This is a genomic window from Halorientalis pallida, from assembly GCF_049605515.1.
In the GTDB taxonomy this organism is placed as follows: domain Archaea; phylum Halobacteriota; class Halobacteria; order Halobacteriales; family Haloarculaceae; genus Halorientalis; species Halorientalis pallida_A.
The window spans coordinates 1839883-1861232 of the sequence record NZ_CP187158.1 but is presented as its reverse complement, the minus strand read 5'-3'; the positions used below and the strand labels follow the sequence as shown (position 1 = coordinate 1861232).

25 protein-coding genes and 1 pseudogene are annotated in these 21350 nt (G+C 68.4%); 8 read left to right on the top strand and 18 right to left on the bottom strand.

The window, feature by feature from the left end:
- Positions 1-31 precede the first annotated feature (31 nt).
- Entirely contained in the window at positions 32-1561 is a 1530-nt protein-coding gene (locus ACOZ4N_RS11080; RefSeq protein WP_424016445.1) for a cobyric acid synthase, read from the top strand.
- Here ACOZ4N_RS11080 and ACOZ4N_RS11075 read toward each other — a convergent pair.
- Positions 1558-3801, bottom strand: a complete 2244-nt coding sequence (locus ACOZ4N_RS11075; RefSeq protein ID WP_424016444.1) for a histidine kinase N-terminal 7TM domain-containing protein — start codon at positions 3799-3801, stop codon at positions 1558-1560. The genes ACOZ4N_RS11080 and ACOZ4N_RS11075 overlap by 4 nt on opposite strands.
- A gap of 213 nt (positions 3802-4014) precedes the next feature.
- On the opposite strand from ACOZ4N_RS11075, the gene ACOZ4N_RS11070 reads away from it, so the two are divergent.
- Positions 4015-4785, top strand: a complete 771-nt coding sequence (locus tag ACOZ4N_RS11070; RefSeq protein WP_424016443.1) for an AAA family ATPase — start codon at positions 4015-4017, stop codon at positions 4783-4785.
- Positions 4782-5348: a hypothetical protein gene (locus ACOZ4N_RS11065; RefSeq protein WP_424016442.1), complete on the top strand. Its 567-nt coding sequence runs from the start codon at positions 4782-4784 to the stop codon at positions 5346-5348. The genes ACOZ4N_RS11070 and ACOZ4N_RS11065 overlap by 4 nt, the downstream gene beginning before the upstream one ends.
- A gap of 197 nt (positions 5349-5545) precedes the next feature.
- Here ACOZ4N_RS11065 and ACOZ4N_RS11060 read toward each other — a convergent pair whose 3' ends face one another.
- Positions 5546-5782, bottom strand: a complete 237-nt coding sequence (locus ACOZ4N_RS11060) for a helix-turn-helix domain-containing protein (protein ID WP_424016441.1) — start codon at positions 5780-5782, stop codon at positions 5546-5548.
- Between the two features lie 106 nt (positions 5783-5888).
- On the opposite strand from ACOZ4N_RS11060, the gene ACOZ4N_RS11055 reads away from it, so the two are divergent.
- A complete protein-coding gene (locus ACOZ4N_RS11055) occupies positions 5889-7022 on the top strand; it encodes a serine hydrolase domain-containing protein (protein ID WP_424016440.1) in 1134 nt (377 codons plus the stop codon).
- A 3-nt stretch (positions 7023-7025) separates the two neighbouring features.
- On the opposite strand, the gene ACOZ4N_RS11050 is transcribed toward ACOZ4N_RS11055, so the two are convergent.
- From ACOZ4N_RS11050 to ACOZ4N_RS11040, 3 genes are all read right to left on the bottom strand, one after another.
- Positions 7026-7214 (bottom strand): hypothetical protein, encoded by a 189-nt coding sequence (locus tag ACOZ4N_RS11050; protein WP_092695791.1) that lies wholly within the window; start codon positions 7212-7214, stop codon positions 7026-7028.
- 75 nt (positions 7215-7289) lie between these two features.
- The gene (locus ACOZ4N_RS11045) at positions 7290-7445 is read right to left on the bottom strand and encodes a hypothetical protein (protein WP_424016439.1); all 156 of its coding nucleotides are present in this window, start codon (positions 7443-7445) and stop codon (positions 7290-7292) included.
- A gap of 219 nt (positions 7446-7664) precedes the next feature.
- A complete protein-coding gene (locus ACOZ4N_RS11040) occupies positions 7665-8060 on the bottom strand; it encodes a hypothetical protein (RefSeq protein WP_424016438.1) in 396 nt (131 codons plus the stop codon).
- Between the two features lie 344 nt (positions 8061-8404).
- Between ACOZ4N_RS11040 and ACOZ4N_RS11035 the strand changes: the two genes are divergently transcribed.
- The gene (locus ACOZ4N_RS11035) at positions 8405-9091 is read left to right on the top strand and encodes a hypothetical protein (RefSeq protein ID WP_424016437.1); all 687 of its coding nucleotides are present in this window, start codon (positions 8405-8407) and stop codon (positions 9089-9091) included.
- Positions 9092-9124: 33 nt separating this feature from the next.
- Here ACOZ4N_RS11035 and ACOZ4N_RS11030 read toward each other — a convergent pair whose 3' ends face one another.
- The 3 genes from ACOZ4N_RS11030 to ACOZ4N_RS11020 all read right to left on the bottom strand — a co-directional run bounded on the left by ACOZ4N_RS11030 (position 9125) and on the right by ACOZ4N_RS11020 (position 11459).
- A complete protein-coding gene (locus ACOZ4N_RS11030; RefSeq protein WP_424016436.1) occupies positions 9125-10909 on the bottom strand; it encodes a cbb3-type cytochrome c oxidase subunit I in 1785 nt (594 codons plus the stop codon).
- Between the two features lie 89 nt (positions 10910-10998).
- On the bottom strand, positions 10999-11232 hold the full coding sequence (locus ACOZ4N_RS11025; RefSeq protein WP_424016435.1) for a DUF2249 domain-containing protein: 234 nt from the start codon (positions 11230-11232) through the stop codon (positions 10999-11001).
- A gap of 53 nt (positions 11233-11285) precedes the next feature.
- Positions 11286-11459, bottom strand: a complete 174-nt coding sequence (locus ACOZ4N_RS11020) for a hypothetical protein (protein ID WP_424016434.1) — start codon at positions 11457-11459, stop codon at positions 11286-11288.
- A 102-nt stretch (positions 11460-11561) separates the two neighbouring features.
- Here ACOZ4N_RS11020 and ACOZ4N_RS11015 point away from each other — a divergent pair, with 102 nt between their 5' ends.
- Both ACOZ4N_RS11015 and ACOZ4N_RS11010 read left to right on the top strand, forming a co-directional pair.
- Positions 11562-11864, top strand: a complete 303-nt coding sequence (locus ACOZ4N_RS11015; RefSeq protein ID WP_424016433.1) for a hypothetical protein — start codon at positions 11562-11564, stop codon at positions 11862-11864.
- 44 nt (positions 11865-11908) lie between these two features.
- Positions 11909-12337, top strand: a complete 429-nt coding sequence (locus ACOZ4N_RS11010; RefSeq protein ID WP_424016432.1) for a hypothetical protein — start codon at positions 11909-11911, stop codon at positions 12335-12337.
- Between the two features lie 22 nt (positions 12338-12359).
- Here ACOZ4N_RS11010 and ACOZ4N_RS11005 read toward each other — a convergent pair whose 3' ends face one another.
- Together ACOZ4N_RS11005 and ACOZ4N_RS11000 are read right to left on the bottom strand one after the other, a co-directional pair.
- Positions 12360-12590: a hypothetical protein gene (locus ACOZ4N_RS11005; RefSeq protein WP_424016431.1), complete on the bottom strand. Its 231-nt coding sequence runs from the start codon at positions 12588-12590 to the stop codon at positions 12360-12362.
- A gap of 64 nt (positions 12591-12654) precedes the next feature.
- Positions 12655-13215 carry a class I SAM-dependent methyltransferase gene (locus ACOZ4N_RS11000; RefSeq protein WP_424016430.1) on the bottom strand — a complete coding sequence of 187 codons (561 nt, stop codon included), beginning with the start codon at positions 13213-13215 and terminating at the stop codon, positions 12655-12657.
- 188 nt (positions 13216-13403) lie between these two features.
- On the opposite strand from ACOZ4N_RS11000, the pseudogene ACOZ4N_RS10995 reads away from it, so the two are divergent.
- Positions 13404-13730, top strand: a pseudogene (locus ACOZ4N_RS10995) (rhodanese-like domain-containing protein); the annotation flags it as partial.
- Positions 13731-13819: 89 nt separating this feature from the next.
- Here ACOZ4N_RS10995 and ACOZ4N_RS10990 read toward each other — a convergent pair.
- From ACOZ4N_RS10990 to ACOZ4N_RS10955, 8 genes are all read right to left on the bottom strand, one after another.
- The gene (locus ACOZ4N_RS10990) at positions 13820-14170 is read right to left on the bottom strand and encodes a hypothetical protein (RefSeq protein ID WP_424016429.1); all 351 of its coding nucleotides are present in this window, start codon (positions 14168-14170) and stop codon (positions 13820-13822) included.
- 85 nt (positions 14171-14255) lie between these two features.
- The gene (locus ACOZ4N_RS10985; RefSeq protein ID WP_424016428.1) at positions 14256-14801 is read right to left on the bottom strand and encodes a DUF7261 family protein; all 546 of its coding nucleotides are present in this window, start codon (positions 14799-14801) and stop codon (positions 14256-14258) included.
- Complete coding sequence (locus ACOZ4N_RS10980; protein ID WP_424016427.1) at positions 14798-15208, bottom strand: DUF7262 family protein; 411 nt, start codon at positions 15206-15208, stop codon at positions 14798-14800. The genes ACOZ4N_RS10985 and ACOZ4N_RS10980 overlap by 4 nt, the downstream gene beginning before the upstream one ends.
- Positions 15198-15872 carry a DUF7263 family protein gene (locus ACOZ4N_RS10975; RefSeq protein ID WP_424016426.1) on the bottom strand — a complete coding sequence of 225 codons (675 nt, stop codon included), beginning with the start codon at positions 15870-15872 and terminating at the stop codon, positions 15198-15200. The genes ACOZ4N_RS10980 and ACOZ4N_RS10975 overlap by 11 nt, the downstream gene beginning before the upstream one ends.
- Complete coding sequence (locus ACOZ4N_RS10970) at positions 15869-16336, bottom strand: DUF7266 family protein (protein ID WP_424016425.1); 468 nt, start codon at positions 16334-16336, stop codon at positions 15869-15871. The genes ACOZ4N_RS10975 and ACOZ4N_RS10970 overlap by 4 nt, the downstream gene beginning before the upstream one ends.
- Entirely contained in the window at positions 16333-17049 is a 717-nt protein-coding gene (locus ACOZ4N_RS10965; RefSeq protein ID WP_424016424.1) for a DUF7289 family protein, read from the bottom strand. The genes ACOZ4N_RS10970 and ACOZ4N_RS10965 overlap by 4 nt, the downstream gene beginning before the upstream one ends.
- Positions 17046-18974: a type II secretion system F family protein gene (locus ACOZ4N_RS10960; protein ID WP_424016423.1), complete on the bottom strand. Its 1929-nt coding sequence runs from the start codon at positions 18972-18974 to the stop codon at positions 17046-17048. The genes ACOZ4N_RS10965 and ACOZ4N_RS10960 overlap by 4 nt, the downstream gene beginning before the upstream one ends.
- Positions 18961-21204: a type II/IV secretion system ATPase subunit gene (locus tag ACOZ4N_RS10955; protein WP_424016422.1), complete on the bottom strand. Its 2244-nt coding sequence runs from the start codon at positions 21202-21204 to the stop codon at positions 18961-18963. Before ACOZ4N_RS10955 ends, ACOZ4N_RS10960 begins: the two co-directional genes overlap by 14 nt.
- Positions 21205-21350 lie beyond the last annotated feature (146 nt).

Sequence of the window (21350 nt, the reverse complement as noted above, 5' to 3'; positions counted from 1 at the left end):
CTCGTGTGCCGGCCCGCCCAAGCACGGCCGAATGGCGCGGACGATCCTCGTCGCCGGCACCGCCAGCCACGTCGGCAAGAGTACCGTCGCCGCGGGCCTGTGCCGACTACTCGCGGACCGCGGCGTCGACGTGGCTCCCTACAAGGCCCAGAACATGAGCAACAACGCCCGGGCGGTGGCCGACCCCGACGGCACGACCGGCGAGATCGGCGTCTCCCAGTACGTCCAGGCCCGCGCCGCACGCATCCCCGCGACGACCGACCACAATCCCGTCCTCCTGAAGCCCCGCGGCGACGGCGAGTCCCAGTTGATCCTGCAGGGCGAGGCCGTCGCCCACTACAGCGCCGGCGAGTACTACGACGACCACTGGGACGACGCGCTCGCGGCCGCCCGCGAGTCCCACGCCAGGCTCGCCGCCGACCACGACGTGATCGTCGCCGAGGGGGCGGGCTCCGTCGCCGAACCGAACCTCCGGGACCGGGATCTGGCAAACGTCGAGACGGCCCGGTTCGCCTCCGCCGACATACTCCTCGTCGCGGACATCGAACGCGGCGGCGTGTTCGCTTCCCTCGTGGGCACCATCGAGCTGATGCCCGCGGACCTGCGCGAGCAGGTAATCGGCGCGGTGATCACGAAGTTCCGTGGCGACCGCTCGCTGCTCGACCCGGGCATCGCCGAGTTCGAGGAGCGGACCGGCGTGCCGATCCTCGGCGTCCTCCCGTACGACGACCCGGGCCTGCCCGAGGAGGACAGCGTGTCGCTCCCGCCGGTCGGCGAGCGGGCCGTCCACGGCGACGACGGGGTTCCCGACGAGCAGTCCGTGACCGTCGGGGTCCCGCGGCTCCCCCGGGCCTCGAACATGACCGACCTGGAGCCGCTGACCCGCGAGCCGGGCGTCCGGGTGGCGTACCTGCCACTCGACGCCGCCCTCCAGGCGGTAGATGCCGTCGTCCTGCCGGGGACGAAGAACACGGTCGACGACCTGCGCGCGCTCCGCGAGGCCGGCTTCGGCGCGGAACTGTCGGCGTTCGACGGGCCGGTCGTCGGCCTCTGTGGCGGCTACCAGCTCCTCGGCGAGCGGATCACGAACGCGAGCGTCGAGAGCACCGACGACCTCGACGCGCTGGACGGGTTCGGTCTGTTGCCGGTCGAGACGCGGTTCGAGGCCGACAAGCAGGTCGAGCCGGTGACACGGGCGCTGCGCGGCGTCGGCCCGCTTTCGGGAGCTTCGGGCCGGGTCACGGGCTACGAGATCCACATGGGACGGACGCGGCTGACCGGCGCGGCCGAGCGTCCCTTCCCCGGCGAGGAGGGTCGCGAACCCGACGGTGCCGCGACCGACCGCGTGCTTGGAACCTACCTCCACGGTCTGTTCGAGAACCCGACTGCGCGGGAGGCGTTCGTCGAGTCGGTGTTCGCGGCCGCGGATCGAGACCGGCCGAGCGGGGACGGGAGCGCGACCGGGACCGCCGGCACTGCTCCGGGCGGCATCGACGCGGCCGCGGACCGGGCGGCGGCGCTGCTCGGTGAGTACGTCGATCTGTCGTCGCTCGATCTCTAGGCGCGGTCGTCGTCGCTGGCCTCGAAGAATGCCGAGATGAGCGTCTGTTCGGCCTTCCGGAGGTGGTTGTGGAAGGTCGCGGAGGTGATGTCCATGCGCTCTGCGACCTCCTCGGCGTTGTGCTCGCGGGGCCACTCGAAGTAACCGGCCCGGTATGCGACTTCCAGTGCCTGGGCCTGCCGGTCGGTCAGGTCGGGGTCCAGACCGTCGCCGCCGTGTTCGTCCAGCGGCTGATCGAGTTCGCGCTTGGCCACCAGGTCGGCGTCGGGCTGGACGCTCTGGACGCGGTCGACGACTGACCGCACGTCCACGTCGGGGGCGACTTCGGCGGCGACCCGGACGCCGTCCTCGGCGCGGGCGAAGCGGACGTTCGCGCCGTGTTTGACCAGCGGGACCAGCAGTGACTCGGCGGCGACCGTACACTCGACGACCCCGCCGTCGTCGCCGCGTTCGAGTACCTCGGCGTCGGCGATGCCGGATTCGTCGGCGAGCAAGGCCGCGGCGTCTGCGGGGTCTTCGCCGTCGATTCGCTGGTAGACGACGAGCCGATCGGCCGCCGCGAGGACGATGCCGTCGAGGGTAACCGTACAGTCGCGCTCGGCGGCGGGGACGAAGGCGGGGTCGCGGCTCGCGACGAACTCCAGTTCGATGACGCCGTCGGCGGTCAGGAGTCGGCGGCTGGCGGTCGCGTCGATGGCGTGGCCGACGATCTCGCCGAGTTCGTCGAGCACGTCCAGTTCCCGCTCGTCGAAGCCGTCCTCGCGGTCGGTCGTCAGCGCCAGCGCGCCGTAGACGGTCCGCTCGAACGAGAGGGGGACGACGGTGCCGTGGCGCGCGTCGGCGGCGTCGCCGTCGGTCCAGGCCGTCGCCGCGGGCGTGGCCGCGTCCGGCCCGTCGGGCAGGATATCCGGGTGCCCGTCCTCGTCGGTCGATGCGCCGTCGGGCCCGGCATCGGCCTCCTCGACCGGTCTGCCGCCGTCGGTCGCGTGATACGTGTACAGTTCGTCGGGCGCGTCGGCCGGGCGGTCACCCATCCAGACGCCCCCGTACTGGTCGCCCTCGACGAGTCGGCCACAGACGGCGCTGGCGATCTCCTCGCGGGTGGTCGCGCCGACCAGCGCCTGATTCACGTCGCGGATGAGCGCGTTGATCCGGTCCAGTTCTTCGAGTTCGTCGCGCTGGCGACGGAGCCGTTCCTCGCGGGCTTTCCGCCCCGTGATGTCAGAGAAGATCACGGTGTGCCCGATATCCCGTCCCTCGCGGTCGGTGATGGGTGAGGTGCGAACCTCGTAGGTGCTGTCGCCCAGCTGGAGTTCGCCCAGTGCGTCCTCGGTGTCGAAGTCGACCGCGTCGGTGTCGACCAGCCGGTCGATGTGGTCGCCCAGCGCCGCACGCGGTTCACAGTCGAACAGGTCGCCGCCCGCGGGGTTGCAGTAGACCACGCGCCGCTGGGCGTCGAGGATGACGACCGCGTCCTCGAAGTCGCTCAGCGCGGCCTTTCGGCCCAGCTGTCGCGTCGCGGGCACGATGTCGAACAGCCGGTGGCGAAAGAGCGCGTAGCCGAACGTGGCACCGGTGATGCCGCCGGCGTAGGGCACCAGGTCGAGCCGTGGGCCGGGCAGCGGCGACGCCGCAGTGGTCGAGAGGACGCCCGCCAGTACCAGTGCGGCGATGCCGACGACAAGCAGGGCCGACTGGTCGGCATAGAGGTAATCCGAGCGGACGACGAGGCGGAGCAAGAGGAGCGCGCCGATGCCGGTCAGACCGAAGACGTAGGCCTCGATGACGTGGAAGCCGGGACCGAACTGCTGGTCCATCAGCGACAGTCCCTGCGTGACGACGACCTCGTTGGCCGGCCAGACCAGACCGTGGACGCCGTTCGTCCAGATCAGCAGGCTCGCGGCGACCGGGAACACAGCCAGCGTGCCGACCGAGCGAGGCGTGACGAACTCCTCGTAGCCGGTGTACGCGAGCGCGAAGACGAGCCAGCAGACCGGAGCCGACAGCGTCGCGATCCACTGGACGTTCTCCATCGCGATCCGGAGCCCCCGGTCGGTGACGAGCAGTCCCACTCCGTGCGTGACGGTATAGGCCGTCAGGACGCCCATCAGCGCGGTGAACTCGCGAGCGCCCGGCTCGGCCCGGCGACCCCAGGCGTACACCGCGAGCCCACCGGTCGTGGCTCCCGAGAGAGCGAGCAAGCCGAAATGGAGGACGACGGCGGTGAGCACACTACTCACCCCGCCGCGGCACCTGCTGCCGTGTCATTCGTCAGATCATCTCTGTCCTACAGTATTAATTTTCCGTCACCAAGAGTGCGAAACGAGATCGAGAAAACTCGGAGACTGCGATACGGCCGCCCGGGGCCGCGTGGTCGGGATACTCCGGACTCGCCCGCTGGGTCGACGGTCGACCCGTAAATTTAAGGGCGAAACCGCGACCATCCTCGCGTAATGGTCGAGGCGTTCGCGGTCGCGAGCGGGAAAGGGGGGACGGGCAAGACCACCAGTACGCTCGCGCTGGGGATGGCGCTGGCTGAGGAGTACGACGTGACGGTGATCGACGCGGACACGGGCATGGCGAACCTGCTCTTTCACGCCGGGCTCTCGTCGGTCGACACGACGCTGCACGACGTACTGGTCGAGGGCGGCGCACCGGTCGAGGACGCCGTCTACGACCGGTTCGGGATGTCCGTCGTCCCCTGCGGGACGAGTCTGGCGGGCTTCGAGGCGGCCGAACCGGAGCGCCTGCGCGACGTGGTCGCGACGCTGGCGGTCGACACCGACGTAATCTTGCTCGACTCGCCCGCGACGCTGGGCTCGAAGTCCGCCGTCCTGCCCATCGTCCTGGCCGACCGGGTGGTGGTCGTCCTCCAGCCCACCATCCCCGCGCTCTCGGACGGCCTCAAAGTTCAGGAGTACGCCCACTCCTACGGGACCGAGACGGCGGGGACGATCTTCAACAAGGTGACCGACCCCGACGACGTGCAGTCGGTCGCCGAGAAGTCCCGGCGGTACTTCGACGGGCCGACGCTGGCGACCGTGCCCGACAGCGACGCGGCCCGGGAGGCTCGGCGTGCTGGCGAGCCGCTGCTCGCGTACGCGCCTGCCGCCGAGGCCGCCGAGGCCTACCGCGGGGCCGCCCGCGACCTCGACGTGCGCTCGGGCGCGGCCGACGACGTGGCCGACCGCTTTCGTAGCGCCGTCATCCCGGAGCCACGATGAAACTCCCCAGCGGTCGGCTGGTCCACTCGCGGGTCGTCGACGACCCCGGGTCGGCGCTCGCGGCCGCCCTCGACCGCGATCTCACCGGCTACGCCGTGCTGGAGCCACAGGAGACGCTGCTTCTGGCCGCCGACGCACGCGGCGTCCTCACCTTCGCCGACGGCGTGCCGGTGCTGGCCTACCACACCGAGACCGACCGGGGCGGTCCACCCGCGCTCGCCGATCTGGCGGTTCCCGGCCCCTACCGGCTGGAACTGGTCTCACTCCCGGCCGCCGTCCTCGCCGACCTCCACGACACGCCCGCGCTCCGCGTGCCGCCCGGGATGCCCGCCGAGCGCCTCGCGGGCGACCCCGACCTCGCGGCCCGGACGCGGACTCGCGCCCCCGACGACCGCGTTCGGGAGGCACCCGGTGGTGGGTCCGACGGCGACGAACCGGCCCAGCAGAGCGCCGTCGAGGCCTTCCTGGAGGACGAGGGAAAGATCGAGGCGATCCGCGAGCAGGCCCGCGAGGAAGCCCGGGAACGCGCGGCCGAGTGGGGCCTCGACGACGTGTGTGAGTGAGCGTGCCGTACCGTACAAACAATTAATACGTTTCGTATCGTTTGTCACCTCGTATGGCGACACGCCAACACTCGATGGCCTACCACTCGTGTGGCTGTGGTGAGCAGTTCGACACCACGGAAGAACTGCTGGAGCACGCCCGGAGTGACCACGGACTCTGGGTGCACTGAGACGGGCGCGGACGCCGGTGCCGATTTCTAGTCGTCGACGTGAACCGGAATCCACCAGACGCGGCTCCGACCACCGACCTTCTTGCTCGTCACGTCGGTCTTCTCCGACAGGGCGTGGAGCTTGTTCAGTGCCGTCCGGCGCGAACAGCCGAGTCGGTCGGCGATCTCCGTCGCCGTCAGTGGCTCCGCGTAGTCCTCGCGTGACGTGAACACGTCGAGCACGTTCGATTCGGTGTACTCCGTCTCGCGGCCTGCGTCGGGCATATGCGGGACCACTCCGCCGGGGAACTTATTTCCTTCGTGGAAACGTGGGTTCGGTCGCTTCCATCCGGGGAAACGGTCAATACCCACCGGTACGATAACGGATGTCATGCCACGGCTCACGGACGACGACGAGCGTCGACTGCGGGCGGTCTTCGACCGGCATCTGTCGGTCGGACTTCACGATGGGGCACAGCTTGCGGTGTACGTCGACGGTGACCTCGCAGTCGACTTCGCCGGTGGGACGGATCCGGACGGGCAGGAGACGACACCGACCCGACGCCACGTCCTGTTTTCCTGCACGAAACCGTACGTCGGCGTCGCACTTCACCGGCTGGTCGAGGACGGTGCGTTGGACTACGACGACCGCGTCGTCGATCACTGGCCCGAGTTCGCCGAGGCCGGGAGCGAGAAAGCGGCGATCACCGTTCGGCACGTACTCAGCCATCAGTCGGGCATCCCGTTCGGTGAGTTCGACGAGCGGCCGGATCTCTGGGGCGACTGGGACGAAGTGGTCAGGGCGATGGAGGAGATCGATCCGGTCTTTCCACCGGGCGAGCGGGCCGCCTATCACTCGCTCAACTACGGCTGGCTGGTCGGCGAACTGATTCGCCGCGTCAGCGGTGACCCGGTCGCCGAGTTCGTCGAAACGGAGCTTTTCGAACCGCTGGGCATGACCGACACGAGCATCGGCCTCCGTGACGGCGAGGCCCCGGATTCGGTCGCAACGCTGTCGGGATTTTCCGTCTTCGACCGCTGTCGCGATCCGGCGGAAGGGCTCGGTGACCCGCCAGCCGAGGCGGCCGCCGCGTTCAACGACCCGGCCATCAGACGGGCGGTGGTACCCGCAGCGACCGGGATGGGGACGGCCCGGGATATGGCGCGATTCTACGCGACCATCGCGAACGGCGGCGAACTCGACGGGACGCGCATCCTCGATGCCGAGACGGTCGAGGACGCGCTGGCAGTGCAGGCCGAGACCGAAGACGACGGCACGCTCGGGCGACCGATGCGGTACGCCCTGGGGTTCTGGAAGGGTGGCCACCCGGCAGACATGTTCGGGACGATCAGCGACGAGCGACTGTTCGGACACGCCGGTCTCGGGAGCGTCTTCGGCTGGGGTGATCCCGACACCGGCGTCGGCTTCGCGTACGTTACCAACGGTATCCGCGAGGAATCCTACGAGCACGCCGCTCGTGTGAACGCCATGACCGACGCCGTTCGGACCGTGCTCCGGGAGTGACCGTCAGGACCGGCGGTCGGTCGCGGAGCCGTCACGTCGGTGGCTGAGTTTCTCCCCGACGATACCCGGGACCGACGTTCCACAGTACGTACAGGACCACGACCGGCCGGCTGTCCCGTCCTGCCGGTCGAGTTCGTCGACGGACTGGAGCAGTGCACCGCAACCGCCACACCGATGTGCGGGTGAACTCACGGCTACTCGCTAGTAGGACGGCCCCCGATATGAACGTCCCCGTCGTTTCGGTCGCCCGACGGGCCAGTGAGCCGCTCAGGTCGGCCGGACCGGCGTCTCGCAGTCCGGACACGCCGCGTACCGCGCGTGTCCGTCGCCCCGCTCGTACCGGATGAGCAGGTTGCGCGACGGGATCGACGTGCCACAGCGGGGGCAGTTGCCGAGGGACTCGTGGGTGGCGGGTCGTGACATCGAAAGGAGCGTGTGACAGGGGAGGGCTGGTCGCCCTCTACTACAGGGTACTCACTGGAGGATTATGTACCCGAGCCACGCGGAGTGAAAGTGAAACTGCCGGACGTGAACACCCTCTCTCAGAACATTACTATCGCTGATTTGCACTGGGTTCCAGGAACTGGCCCCGCCCGAATTCGAGTTCGGTGCGTATTCGTCCGAATCCCCGTCGCCGATACCTCATTCGGCGTTGATCTGGACCGCAAACACGATCCGTTCGTGGACGATGACGTGGAGCGGTGTGTCGGCATCGGTCCACATCCGTGTCTTGTCCGTCCCGTACATCTCGCTGGTTCCCTCGGTGACCTGAATCCGGACGCGATAGTCGCTTTGCTCCGTCACCTGATTGTTGAACCGGTGACGCGTGTGCGGGCTCATCTTGACGCTGCTCTCGATCGCCGTCGTCTCGTCGGCGCGGTCGACGACGCGAATCTCGATCGTTCGCTGCTCGGTCGCTTCGTTGTGAATGATCACGTCCGTTGCGCCGAGACCGCTCGTCTCCGAGGCGAAACACCCGGCCGAGAGCGAGACTATCCCCGTCGCGACGCCACCGAGGAACGATCGCTTGCTTATCACTGGTATCGAACGATACGTGTCGTTCACTGATGGCTATTTTGTCCATTTCATATGGTGTGTTCAGATCGATGGTATCGGGTCCGAGTGGCCCGACCGTGTGCGCCGGACGCGTTCCGACCGGTTCCCGCTCGCCGCGACCTGGCTGGCGACCGGTCACACCCGTCCGCGCAGTTGTTCCCGACTGCATCCGCTCGCTCCCGTTTCCGATCCGGTCGGCTCCGGACGACACCGGCGTACCCACAGGGTAGCTACCGGTGGTGTGTCCTCGCTGGCGAGTCGCGGCCCCTTGCTTGCCCGTGAGAGCCAGGTTCATACGGGGGATCGTCGAACGGGCCCGCGCACCGATGCAACGGAGAACGCTGCTCCGGCACGCGGCTGCCGGTGCGCTTTCGCTCGGGGTCGTGAACGGCGTGACAGGGACCGCGCTGGCCGGTGGCTTCGACGTGTCGTTCCACGTCGACGATCGCGAGGTCGGCGAGGACGACGAGTCAGCCGACGTCGACTGTGGGACGCCCACTACCGTCGAGGGCCGGATCGTCGGCGACGAGTCCTGTCTCACCGCGGAACTCGTCGATTACGGCCGGGAGGACGGTGACCTCCAGTTCCGGATCGAGACCGTCGAGGACGCCGGCGACTGCACCGACCACCACGTCGCTATCGAGTACACGATCCGCGCGTCGGATCTCGACGACCCGCCGGCCGGGGTCTGGGTGTTCCACGACGGCGACCGCGTGGCTCGCGTCGACTGCACCGACGACGGCGACGGACACGACGACGACACCGACGAAGACGACGAACGCCCGGAGTTCGAGTTCGAAGACGACGACGAGCACCTCGAATTCGGCTTCGAGGACGGGGAACAGCCCGAGTTCGACTTCGGGAACGAGGCCGATGAACTCCCGGACTTCGAGTTCGGCAACGAGGCAGACGAGGGGCCGGAGTTCGACTTCGGGAACGAGGCCGATGAACTCCCGGACTTCGAGTTCGGCAACGAGGCAGACGGTGGTCCCGAATTCTCGTTTCCGGAATAACTGCTGGAAGGCTCGATGTGGATTGGTGTGGGACTACTCTCCGGGGCTGTCGTCGTCCGTGTGATTCTGACCGGCGGCGGGTGTCGAGGCGTCCGGCTCACCGCCGTCGGCCACGGCGGGGAGGCCGTCGCGGCCGAACCACTTCCACTCGCGGCTCTTCTGGCCCGTCGCTTCGAGGTCCCAGGGGTCGCCGTCGGTCACCCGCGGGCCTTCGAGCCACGACTGGACGATGTTCCAGAGGAAGATCAGCTGGCCGACCGCGAGGACGAACGCCCCGACCGTCGCGGCCTGGTGGAGCGCGGTGAACAGGTCGATCGGGCCGATCCCCACGTCGTAGGTCGCGTACCGCCGCGGCATGCCCGCGTACCCGAGGATCACCATCGGGAAGAACGTGAGGTTCGTGCCGATCAGGGTGAGCCAGAAGTGCCACTTCGCCAGCGTCCGCTGGTAGAGCCGCCCGGTCACCAGCGGGAACCAGTAGTAGATACCGGCGAACACCGCGAACGCGATGGCTCCCATGATGACGTAGTGGAAGTGCGCGACGACGTGGTACGTGTCGTGGAGGATCATGTCGATGGGGATCGAGGCCTCGAAGACGCCGGTGACGCCGCCGATGATGAAGTTGAACACGAATCCGACACAGAACAGGAACGGGGCGGTCAGCCGGAGGCTCCCGTTCCACATCGTCGCGATCCAGTTGAACGTCTTCACCGCGCTCGGGATCGCGATGGCGATGGAGACGGCCATGAACGAGGCCCGCAGTCGCGGGTCCATCCCGGTCGCGAACATGTGGTGGGCCCAGACGCCGAACGAGAGTACACCGAGCGCGAGCGTCGAGTAGACGACGAACTTGAAACCAAAGAGCTTCCGCCCGGTGAACTTCGGCAGGATGTAGCTCACCAGCCCCATCGGCGGGAGCACGAGGATGTACACTTCGGGGTGGCCGAAGAACCAGAACAGGTGTTGCCACAGCATCGTCCCGCCGCCCTCGATGGCGAAAAACGTCGTCCCGAAGTTCCGGTCGAGCAGGAGCATGATCAGCGCCGACCCCAGCAACGGGAAGGCAAAGAGGATCTGGGCGGACTGGACGAGGACGGTCCAGGAGAAGATATCGAGGTTCGCCCAGGACACCTCCTCGCCGCGCTCGGTGACGATGGTCGCGACGAAGTTGATCGCACCCATGGTCGCCGAGACCCCGGTCAGGTGCAGGCCGAGCATCATCAGGTCGACGCCGGGGTTCGTCTGTTCGATGGACAGCGGCGTGTACATCGTCCAGGCGGTCTGTGCCGGGTCGATGCTCGGGAGGAAGAAACCGCCCCAGATGAGAAGGGCACCGGGCGGGAGCAGCCAGAACGCGATGGCGTTGATCCGGGGGAAGGCCATGTCGTCGGCCCCGATCAGAATCGGGATCAGGTAGTTCGAGAACGCCGCCAGCATGGGCGTCCCGAACAGGAACAGCATGGTGATCCCGTGGCTGGTGAGGAAGGCGTTGTACAGCGCCGGGTCCATGACGTCGGCGGTCGGGCCGAGCAACTCGACGCGCATCAGCAGGACCGCGATGCCGCCCCAGGCGAAGGATAGGACGGCGAAGGCCCCGTACATGAGCCCGATGTCCTTGTGGTCGACGGTGGTGAGCCACCGGACGATCCCGCCCGGTTTCTCGCGGTGGCCGTAGCCCGATTTCCCGAACAGGCCGTCGCCGTCACCCGATCCGACGGGCGAGTACGACCGCCAGTCCTCCAGCCGGCTCAGCCACGCCACCGTTCCGATCAGCAGTACACCCATCAGTGCGACGCTCGTCCACGACGGTATCGCCATGTTACGGCGGCCTTCCCCCGATATCTCCATGGGGATTGTCGCGAATATCTTCGCGTCCGATCGTGGCTCGGTACCACTGATCGGACGGCTTACTTTTTCGGCAGCGTCGCGACGAACTCGTTCGGCCCCACCCTGTCGACGGTGTAGGCCTCGGCGTCGAACGATTCGACTTCGGCGGCCATCTGGTGGTACAGCGGCGTCGGTTCGTGGTCGTTGACGAGCGTCAGCCGCTCGCCGCTGTCCAGTTGCTCGAAGGCTTCGAATATCTTCGGGTGGCGCTCCGGTGGCGGCACGTCTCGCAGGTCGAGTCGCGTTTCCGGCATACACCCGTCAGTTTCCGTTCACCTCCCCAGGCGGTTTCCCCGAACGTGTTCTCTCACCGCCCCGCGGCGAAGGTACGCGCGGCGCTCCGGAGCGACTTCCCGAGGAAAAAGCCGATCAATCCACCGAGAGCGGCGCCTTCGATCCCGCCGACGGCGACCCCGAGGGCCAGACCGACCGTGCCCAAGGCGACGGCGGGGCGGGCGCCCAGTCGTGCGAGCGGGGGCATACCCATCGGGAACCGTCCCGTCCGGATGTGTGCTGTGGCGAACGGGTTCGGCCGACATGTTCGGGACGGCCCCTTTCGTCGACGAGAGCGAACGAGTGGTCGATGGACCGAACCGCGGAGTTGCGCCAGCTAGCAGCCGACCTCCGCGAGCGCGAGGTGGTCGCGGACGCCTGGCTCGCGAAGAGTTTCACCGACCGCCTGTTCGTCGTGGACCTGACGACCGACGCCGGCGTCCCCGAGGAAATCCGCGAGCGCCTGCACGAACACGACCTGTACGGGGCCAACGACGTGTACGACACCGGCGAGCGCGACGCCTCCTTCGCCGGCGCGGTCGGCGACGCGACCCGCCACCAGTTCGTCGACGTGCAGACGCGGGGCGACCACCAATCGTACGTGGTGGAATAGGTCGGCCGCCTGCACTTTTGCCGCTGGCCGACGAACGACGATCCGTGACACGGTTCGACGCCGACACCCCTGACCAGCGACGCGACCTGTTCGCCGACGCCGTCGAGGCACACCGCGAGCGTGGCAGCCCCTTCATCACTATCGAACCGGAGCCGACGCCAGCCGAGGAAGCGGCCGACGAGGAGGACCTGCCCGAGGACGCGCCGGAACATACGATCCCCTGGATCCAACTCGCCGAGGCCACCGTGAACCTCGACTGTACGGACGCGGAACTGGAGCGACTGACGGATCTCCTCGACGAGTTCCCCGAGTTCCGGATCGACGAACTGACGAGTCCGGACGACGCCCACGGCACGAACGTCCGGATCACGGCTCGCACCGACCCGGACCGGCTGGGGGCCTTCTTCGACCGCGTGTTCCAGTCGGTCTACGGCCGCGACGAGGACTACCGGGCCTGGGTCGTCGAGATCTGAGCGCGACAGCAGTGGTCGGCGGTCATTGCTCGTCGGCGATGTCCTCCCCGGTCAGGTGGAACAGAAACTGAAACACCGAGAGGACGGCGAGGCCGAGGAAGAAACCGCTGAACAGACCGAACGGGATGCCGACCGATTCGAGCGGGCCGACCAGGAGGTCCCGCGTGTACAGCGACAGGACGAAGACGAACACCGACACGGCCCCAACGTTACTCCACGTCTGCCAGTGCGCCAGCGACGGGGCGGTAGGCATCACCCGTGATGTGGGTCTGCCAGCAGGATAGTGTTTGTCCGGCTGGTCACACCGTGGCGCTCGCTCACCGTCTCGTGGCGACGACGAGGAAGGTCTCCGGTCGCGTCGCCCGGAACTCGATCTCGAACCCGGCGTCTTCGAGCGCCGTGGCCGCTTCGTCCGCGGTGAACCGCTCGGCCAGCGGCGGGCCGTCCTCGCCAGTCCCGTCGGCCGACCAGTCGGCCACGACGAGGGGCCCACCGGACGCGAGAACCCGCCGGATTTCTGCGAGCGCGTCGTCCGTGGCGAACTCGTGGTATGTCATCGTCGAGACGGCCGCGTCGAGTTCGCCGCCGTCGAACGGCAAGTCCTCGATTCCGGAGGTGACGAGGTCGACGTTCGCCGGCACGCCCTTCTCCCGGTAGTGGTCGTGCATCGCGTCCTGGATGTCGACCGCGTACACACGGTCGGCGTGGGGCGCGACATCGTCGGTGTAGAAGCCGGTCCCGCTCCCGAGGTCGACCACCGTCTCCGTCCCCGTCAGGTCGAGTCCCCAGAGGAGTTCCTCGCGGGAGACCGAGCGATAGCGCGCCGCGGCGTCTTCGAGTTTCGCCGCTTTCCCCGCGTCGAACGTGTGGTGTCCCATGTGGCTGTAGTTGTGTACGTGTCGTGAAATAATTGCCGGGTTCCGCCGGTTCGAGCCCGTCCCGAACTCCTGGTCGTATCGGCAGCCTCGAAGCGAACCTCGAACCGGATGTCTGGGGCAATCGACTCCTGTAGCTCGTTTCGGTTTCAACATATTTAAGCACGAACTCTCCTTTGGTATTGGACGAGATGAGCAATACCGACATCGAGGCTGCCGAAGTCGCACGTCGGCTCGGGACGGACGACGCCACGGATCTGTTCGTCTTGGACGTTCGCAAGGAGCGTGACTACGCACGGCGGCGGATCCCCGAGAGTACGAACGTTCCCGTCTACGAGGATCTACTCCAGTACGACTACTCGGGGCTGGAGGACCATCTCGACGAACTCCCCGAGAACGAGGAGATCGCGGTCGTCTGCAAGGCCGGCGTCACGTCCGCCCGGGCCGCCGAGTTCCTCCGGGCGCACGGTTTCGAGGCGAAGTCCGTCCGAAACGGGATGCACGCCTGGGGGCGTGTCGACCACGATCTGCAGTAAGTCGGCCGGACGACGTGGAAATACTGTCGCGGGGTTCGCGGTCTCGCCGTGTCGAGTGACCGACGGATGGATCACTCGGCCGTCACGGCGTCAGCATCCGTCGCCGCCTCGTCGGATTCGAGTCGTCGACGGAGCGTCCTGGCCTTCCTGGTCGCGAGTGCGGTCGCGGGTTCCGTCCGGTAGTGCAGGATCGACTCGACATCGTCGGCCGCGGCCTGTGGTGTGTGGACGACGGCGACGAGCGCGCCGCCGGTCGTCCTGATCTTGGTGCCGACGGGTGTCGCCGTCGCGTGGAGTCCCTTCACGGCGTCGTGGATTTCATCGAGTGCGTCGTCGCCGTCGACGGTCAGCGCGAGCGTCGCGAACTCCGGGTCGGTGAACGTACGATCCGCGGTCGCTGAAGTCTCGGGCTGGTCGGTCATGGGTGTGCCTCCGTTGCCCCCTCCGACGTTCGATCCGAACCGAATTAATCGTCCCGGCCGTGCCGCCACGGTCACCGACGCACGGCTACCCGGATTCGACGACCAGCGTCACCCGTCGCTCGCCGCGCTCGGTCGTCACCGTCACGTCGAGCGCGACCGCGAGGACGTGTGTCTTGCCGACGCGTTCCTGCACCACGACGCCATCTTCGGCCACGCAGTCGCCGAAATCCCGATTCGGGCCGCCCGGACAGCGGTTGGTCGCCCAGTCCTCGGCAGCCGACTGGTTGTACGAGGTCGCGTAGGCCGTCCCGGACTCGATTCGGGCGGTCGCGAGCGTCGACAGGTGTGGATCGAGTCGGTCCCGAACCCTCCGAACGGTCTCGTCGCGCTCGCTCCATGATCGTCCGGTCGCGTTCGTCCCGACCTCGTGGACGGCCCGCTCCAGCAGTCGCTCGGCGTTCGCGACGGGGGCGTCGTACTCCGTGCTGGCCGCCACGTCGGCGTGGTAGCCGAGCTGGAGATACGCGAGGACGACCGGCGCGAGCGCGACCGCGAGGACCGCGGCCGCGGCGAGGACGAGTTGGCCGCGCTCGCCGTCCCGTCGTCCCGTCGGGCGTTCGATCCCAGTCACGCGTACCACACCCAGATTGTCACGCCGCCGTTGACCGTCGTGACGGTCGCCCGCCCCACTGGAGCGCCGGCGGGTTTCTCGAACCCGACCGCTCCGTGTGGCGTCTCGACGCGGTACATGAGGTTGTCCGGGAGGATGCGCTCGACCCGGCGGTCCAGCGCCGCTCGCTCCCGCTCGAAACTCGACTCCGTGGCGACGACCTCCGCGAGCCGCGTCGTCCCCTGGTGGCGCGGCGCTTCGCCACGCAGGACGGTCGCGGCGTCCTCGGCGTACACGTCGAGTTGTGGTTCCCGCGTGTCGGGCTGGGGGACGCCCAGCGCGAACCCCATCGCTACTGTCAGCAGGAAGACGATGCCGACGCCCACCTCGATCAGCGACAGCGAGAGCTGGCCGCGATCACCGAGCATCCACGGTCACCTCCAGGATCGCCTTCGTCTCCCGGGCCGGGAAGTACGCCACGCGCACGTCGCCGGTCGAGAGGGTCCGGTTGGCCGAGAACGCCAACTGCGTGGTCTCGAAGCGGGACAGATCGGCGGCGAACGTCCCACGGAGTCCCGACGCGTTGTGGAGAACGACTCGGCCGTTCGCACGGACGGTGTGAATAGCGGTCCGCGGTGGCGGATCGAGCGTCAGGCGAACGCGGTCGGTCCGGCGCGGGATCGTCGTCGTGTTCCCGATGTCGAGAGCGGGCTCGTAGCTCCGGGTCTGGGTCGTCCGGACGAGGACGATCCGCCGAATCGTCGTGCCGCCGCCGGGCGTCCCGGTCTCGACGAGCGTGCGGTCGTCGAGCCGGACGCGGACGGCACGGTCACCGACGACGGGATACGCTGCCCGGAGCCGTGCCGCAGTGAGGTTCCCCACCGCCGTCGCGTTCAGGACGCTCGCCCGTGTCGTCAGCGGTCCCGTGGGACCGACCAGCCGCTCCGACAGCGCGATTGCGACCCGTCGTTCACCGGCGTCGCGCTTGGCGCTGGCGAACGCGCCGTCGGCCAGCGCCATCCCGAGCCCGGCGGTCGTCGTCAACACCAGCAGGGCGACGGCGAGCGCCGGGAGGTTCGTCTGGGCCCTCATGGCACCCCCGTTTCCAGTCGAACGACCAGCCCCGCGTCCACGCGACGAACGCGGACGACCGTCGTCTCGCCGCTGCCCCAGCGTCCTTCGACCCGGACGACCGACTCGGGAAGCGCGAGTCGCGCCCGTTCGTCGAGCCGGTCCCGCGGGTGGTCGAGGACGAGTGATCGGTTCTCGGCGCGGATCTCGTAGCCTGCGCCCCGAATCGTCGGTGGCAGGTCGACCCGCACCCGTACGTCCGCCGCTGTCGCGTTCGGCGGGACGGCCTGCTGGACTCGCTCGGCGGCCGTCGCAAGCGTTCGCTCGCTCAGCTGTTCGCCCGCGGCCGTCCGGGCGTCGGGGACGACACCGCCGTAGACGGTGACCGAGACGAGGCTGACGAACAGCGTCACAAGCCCGATGGCCAGTATCTTCTCGACGACGGTGCTGAAGGCTCTGTCGTCCTGTCGAAACGTTTCGATCATCCGCCGTTCACCTCCGCGTGCATGTCGTGGACGACGAGATATCCCGTCCGGCTCCCCGGGAAGCGCCCGATCACGCTCTCCGTTCCGTCACCGTCGAAGTCCCGGCGGGAGACCGTCGCGCCGCGCTCGCGGAACCAGCGTTCGAGCGGTCCCGGCGTGGCCGTCTCGATGGCGACGCCGAAGGTCCCCGTCCCGAGCGCCGTCCGGTTGTGCCTGACGCGGGTGCGAACGGTGGCCGTGGTCTCCCCGGTGCCGCCGACGCCACCGCCGCTCGCGTTGAGCCGCGCGACGCTCGCGACGAACACGTCGCCACGGGCTGTGGCGGTGATCGGTGGCCCGTCGTGGAGCCACGCGCTTCCCCCTGATCGACGGACGATAGCGTCGCCCACGTAGGAAACGCGGTGATCTCCGGCCTCGAAGACGAGTCCGCCGACTTCGACGGTGGCGCGGACGCCCGAGGCGTCGAGGACTCTGATCTCGCGGTCGACAGTCGAGAGGTGGCCGCTGGTGAACCGGACGGTGTCGCTGTGCTGGCCGGTCGTCTCGACGGGTTCGAGTGCGTCGTCGAGTGCGGTCGCCACCCGAGTGGCGTCGGCGCTGGCCGCGTTGTGCTGGACCAGCGCCCCGACGGCGGCGGTGAGCGCGGCCATCGAGATGACGGCGATGCCGAGCAGGAGCGCGACGCCGACGACGTTCGACTGGGCGCGGGTCATACCATCCCCGCCCCCGTGAAGACGACGTAGGCGACGCCGACAAGCGCCGCCGAGTGGAGCAGGGCCTCGTAGCGACCGCGCGAGGCGGTGCCGGCGAACCAGCCACACGCCAGCATCGTCGCCTGCGTGACGACGTAGAACCGCCAGCGGTCCCGCGCCGGGTCGATGGCGTCCGGACTGATCGCCAGCCCTGCACTCGACCCGGCGACCGAGGAGAGCTGGGTGAACCCGTCGAGGACGTAGCCGTTGACTGCGACCATGATCGCCACGACCAGGAGGGCCGTCGTCCAGCCGACCGCGACGTACACCAGCAGTGAGGAGCGCAACTGCTTGCGGGCGTGGTAGAGGCGCCCAATCTCGGTCTGGAGCGTCTCGAACACGTCCTCGGAGTCGCTGCCCGCGTCGAGTGCCCCGGTCACGAGCCCGATAGTCTGTTCGGCCATCGGCGTCCCGACCTGCTCGACGAATCTTGCGAGTGCGGCCGCCTGCACGTCGGTCCTGTCCCCGTTTCGGTCGCCACCGGTCGTCAGGTTCATCGTGAACGCCAGGTCGTCCACGTCGTTCTGGAGCGCGCCGAGGTCGACTTCGCGGGCGACCCGCTCGACGGCGTCGGGGAACGGTCGGCCGAGGCTGACGTGCCCCGAGACGGCGTGGACGAAGTCCTTGATCTCCCGATCCTTCGCGTCGTCGATGCGCGCCCGCCGAACGGCGACGATCCCTACCGGCAGGCCGAACGCCACGTATCCGAGGAGGATGGCGTTCAGGGGCCGATAGCTCCAGGTCCACAGCAGGACGGCGATTGCGCCGGCCAGTGGGGCGGTCACGACGGCCGCGCTGGCGGGGTTCGACGGCACGCTCTCCAGCAGGGCGAGGACTCCGTCGGGCAGGTCGTACCGGCTCGTCGAGTGTTCGGCCGGCCGGAGCGATTCCACGAGCAGTGCCGAGCCGGCACCGACCGCGAGGACGAACGCACCGCTTCCGTAGACGAGGATCGTCCTGGTCGCCACCGGTCCGACGGGCGTCGCGACCGGTTCGGACAGCCCGGGCGCGAGGACGCTCATCACCGTCAGGATGAGGACGAACAGCGCGGGGAGGACGAGCAAGACGACGAACAGCTCGGAGAGGAGTTCGAGGAAGCCGCTGGTGCGCTCGCGGGCGCGTGCCTCCCGGTTCGAGAGCATCCGGCCCTCCAGCTGGAGGTAGTTCGCCAGCGCGTCCCCGCCCTGGTTGGCGTGTTCGCGGAACTTCAGCAGGAAGGGCGCGAGCAGGTCCGTGGAGGGGGTGTCGCGAGCGACCATCTCCAGACCCTCGTCGACGCTGCCGGTCAACTCGGCCTTGTTCAGCGCGGTCCTGAAGGCGACCGCCGTCTCGCCGTAGGCGTCCTGATCGGCGACGGTCCGCAGCATCGTGCGCTGGTCGCTACTCCCCGTCGCGAGGACCCGCAGGTAGCGGACCGCGCCCGGCAGGGTGCGCTCGATGCTCGACCGGCGTGCGCTGGCGACCCACCTGAGGTAGAGCCCGCCGGTCCGGACGGCGAGTCGCTTGCCGACCAGCCCCGTCGCCAGCCCGACGCCGAGCGCGACGTACGGCCGGGGAATCGCGGGCAGGCCGATCCGGTTGACGACCGGCAGCCCCGACCCCAGGAAGCCGACGATCCCGTCGACCAGCGCCGGCGGCAGGGCGGCCGTGACCGTCCCGGTCAGCACCGTGAGTGCGGCCAACACGACCCAGGAGACGCCGTAGACCCGCGCGAGGTACACGTCGAACCCGGTCGGGAGGTTCGCGGCCCGGTACCGTTTGCGGTCGCGTTCGTGTCGCGACCGGTCGGCGTGGCGGGAGAACAGCGCGTACAGGCCACGGTCGAGGACGGACAGCGAGCGGGTCCCGGTGGCCGGACTCACGGCGTCCCGGTCAGTCGTCGCCATCGGTCCCTCCGAGTTCCATCTCGATGTCCGGTTCGTAGCTGGCACCGCCGTCGCGGTCGGCGAGCGACTGGCTCGCCCGCTCGACCGTCGCCGCCTCGTCGGTCCGCAGGTCCGCGAGGAACTCGAATAGCGCCTCGAAGTCGGTGACCCCTTCGCGTTCGAGGTACTCCACGTACCGGTGCTTCCGATGGAACTCGTCCTCGACGGCGCCGACTGGTCTGTCGGTTCGCTCGGCGAGGCGGTCGAACACGCGCGTCTCCATCGACCGCTCGTCGTCGCCCAGTTGCGGGTGGTCGTAGGCCAGTCGGAACTCGCCGTCGTGACCGCGCTCGACGACGGTGTTGTAGTAGATCGTCGTCCCGTCCTTGCGGATCGTGCCACAGGCGTCGGCCTCCCGGTCGAGTTCGCGGAACGCGGACTCGTCCAGCAGTTCGACGACCCGGCCGACGTAGCGGTCGCCGTCGATGTGGCGGGGGAACACGACCAGATCGAGTTCCTTCAGCAGGTACGGCGGGAGTCCCTGCTCGACGATCCGGTTGACCAGCGTCCGCACGTCCTCGGCGTGTGTCGTCCCGATGATACCGTGCCCCGTGTTGAGGCTCTCGGCGAACGTCTCGAAGGAGGCCGGCGTGTTGATCTCGGCGATCATCTCGATGTCGGGATTGAGGTAGTTGGCCTCGGTCATGAGGTCCGACATCGTGACGCGCTTGTAGTCGCTCTCGTGGTCGCGGGTAGTGAGCGAGACGCCGGTCTCGTGGGGCAACTGGACCTCCCGGGACCCCTCGTCGATGCTGATCGGCCGGTCGTCGTACCGGACGAAGGGCATGTGGGCGTTCATCAGCGTCGTCTTCCCCACGCCGGTCGGGCCGGAAAAGAGGACGACGCCGCGGTGTTCGTACAGCAACCACAGCAGGGCGACCAGTTCCGTGGAGACGCTGTCCCGCTGGAGCAGGTCGACGGGCGTCAGCACGTCGGGGGCCTGCTTGCGAATCGAGATGTGGGGGCCGTCCTCGCTGATCGTCGGGAGCGCGACGGCACACCGAATGGTCTCGTCGACGCCGTCGGGCTGGAGGTTCACCTTCGCGCTGGGCGTGCTGGCGTTCAGCTCCGTCCCGTCGGCCGCGGCCAGCTGGGTGACGACGTTGACGAACGTCTTCTCGTCCTCGAAGGTCAGGTTGGTCGGGATGCGCTCGTTGTGACCTACGTCCGTGCGTGGAACGACCTTCACCCGCTCACCCACTCTGTTGGCCTCGATATCTTCGAGTGTCGGATCGCGGATCGGGATGGTCAGTTTCCCGTGGCCCACGTAGTCCCGGAGGACGTAGTAGACCAGATCGGAGAGGCGGTCGTCGGCGAACCGGCGGTCGACGGGCGGCACGGCCAGGTCGTACTCGGCCAGCGCTGTGCGGACCCGGTAGGAGAGGGCGTCGAACCACGCGCGGGTGTTCCGGGCAGTCAGCTGTCGGGAGAGGAGTTCGCGGGCGCGCTCGTCGACGAACGCGGCGGCGTCCTCGACGAGGCCGTCGGTGCTGGTCTCCCAGATGCGCTCTTTGCAGTCCTCGATGAGTTGTTCGTCGCCCGGCAGGAGGTCGGGTTCCTGCACGGCGTACTTGGTGGTGAACGGATCGTTGCCCAGTACGTTCTCCCGGTAGATGACGACGGGAATCTCGAAGCCGTGGAAAGTGACGGTGTGGCGTTCGAGCCGGTCGCTGGCGAACCGTTCGAGGTGGTCGGGATCGGCCGGTAACTCCGTGATCGCGGGCGCGTAGTCCTCGGTGTGGACGACCAGTCGGTCCTCGGCGGCGTCGGCCACGTCGATGCGCTCGTCCAGCGCGTATGGCGTGAGTTCCTCCAGGCAGCGCAACTCGGCGAGCGTGTGGTAGTCCAGTCGACGGCGACCGGCGGGCGTGCAGTCGGTCAGCCGGCCGATCACGCGCCGGGACTTCGGCGCGAACCCATCGGCCATCCGTTCGATGGCACCCTCGCGGGTGAGCGGGCGGGCGAAGCCGGCGTCCGCGAAGTGGTCGCGCACGCGGTCGAAGTCGCCGCGCTCGGCGGGTGTCATGCTCGGTTCCCGGACCTCGTAGGCGAACCCGTCCGGGCGTTCGCGGATCGTCGCGACCACGCCGGGATGCACCTCCCGCTGGTCGCACACGTCGGGCGCGTACCAGGCGTCGGGATCGTCCGGCGGCACCGGCGCTGGCACCTGTTCCCCAACCTGTTGACTCATGTGCCGGGCTTGGTCGCGTGTTCCGACTTAAAATTACGTCCGCAGGTGGTGTTCGGCCGAACCGGCCGTAGTAGTGATCACAGGTCCCTGTCGGGACGGTCACTGTCGGCCGGCCGACGGACGCTCCACTCGGCTTCACTGACCCG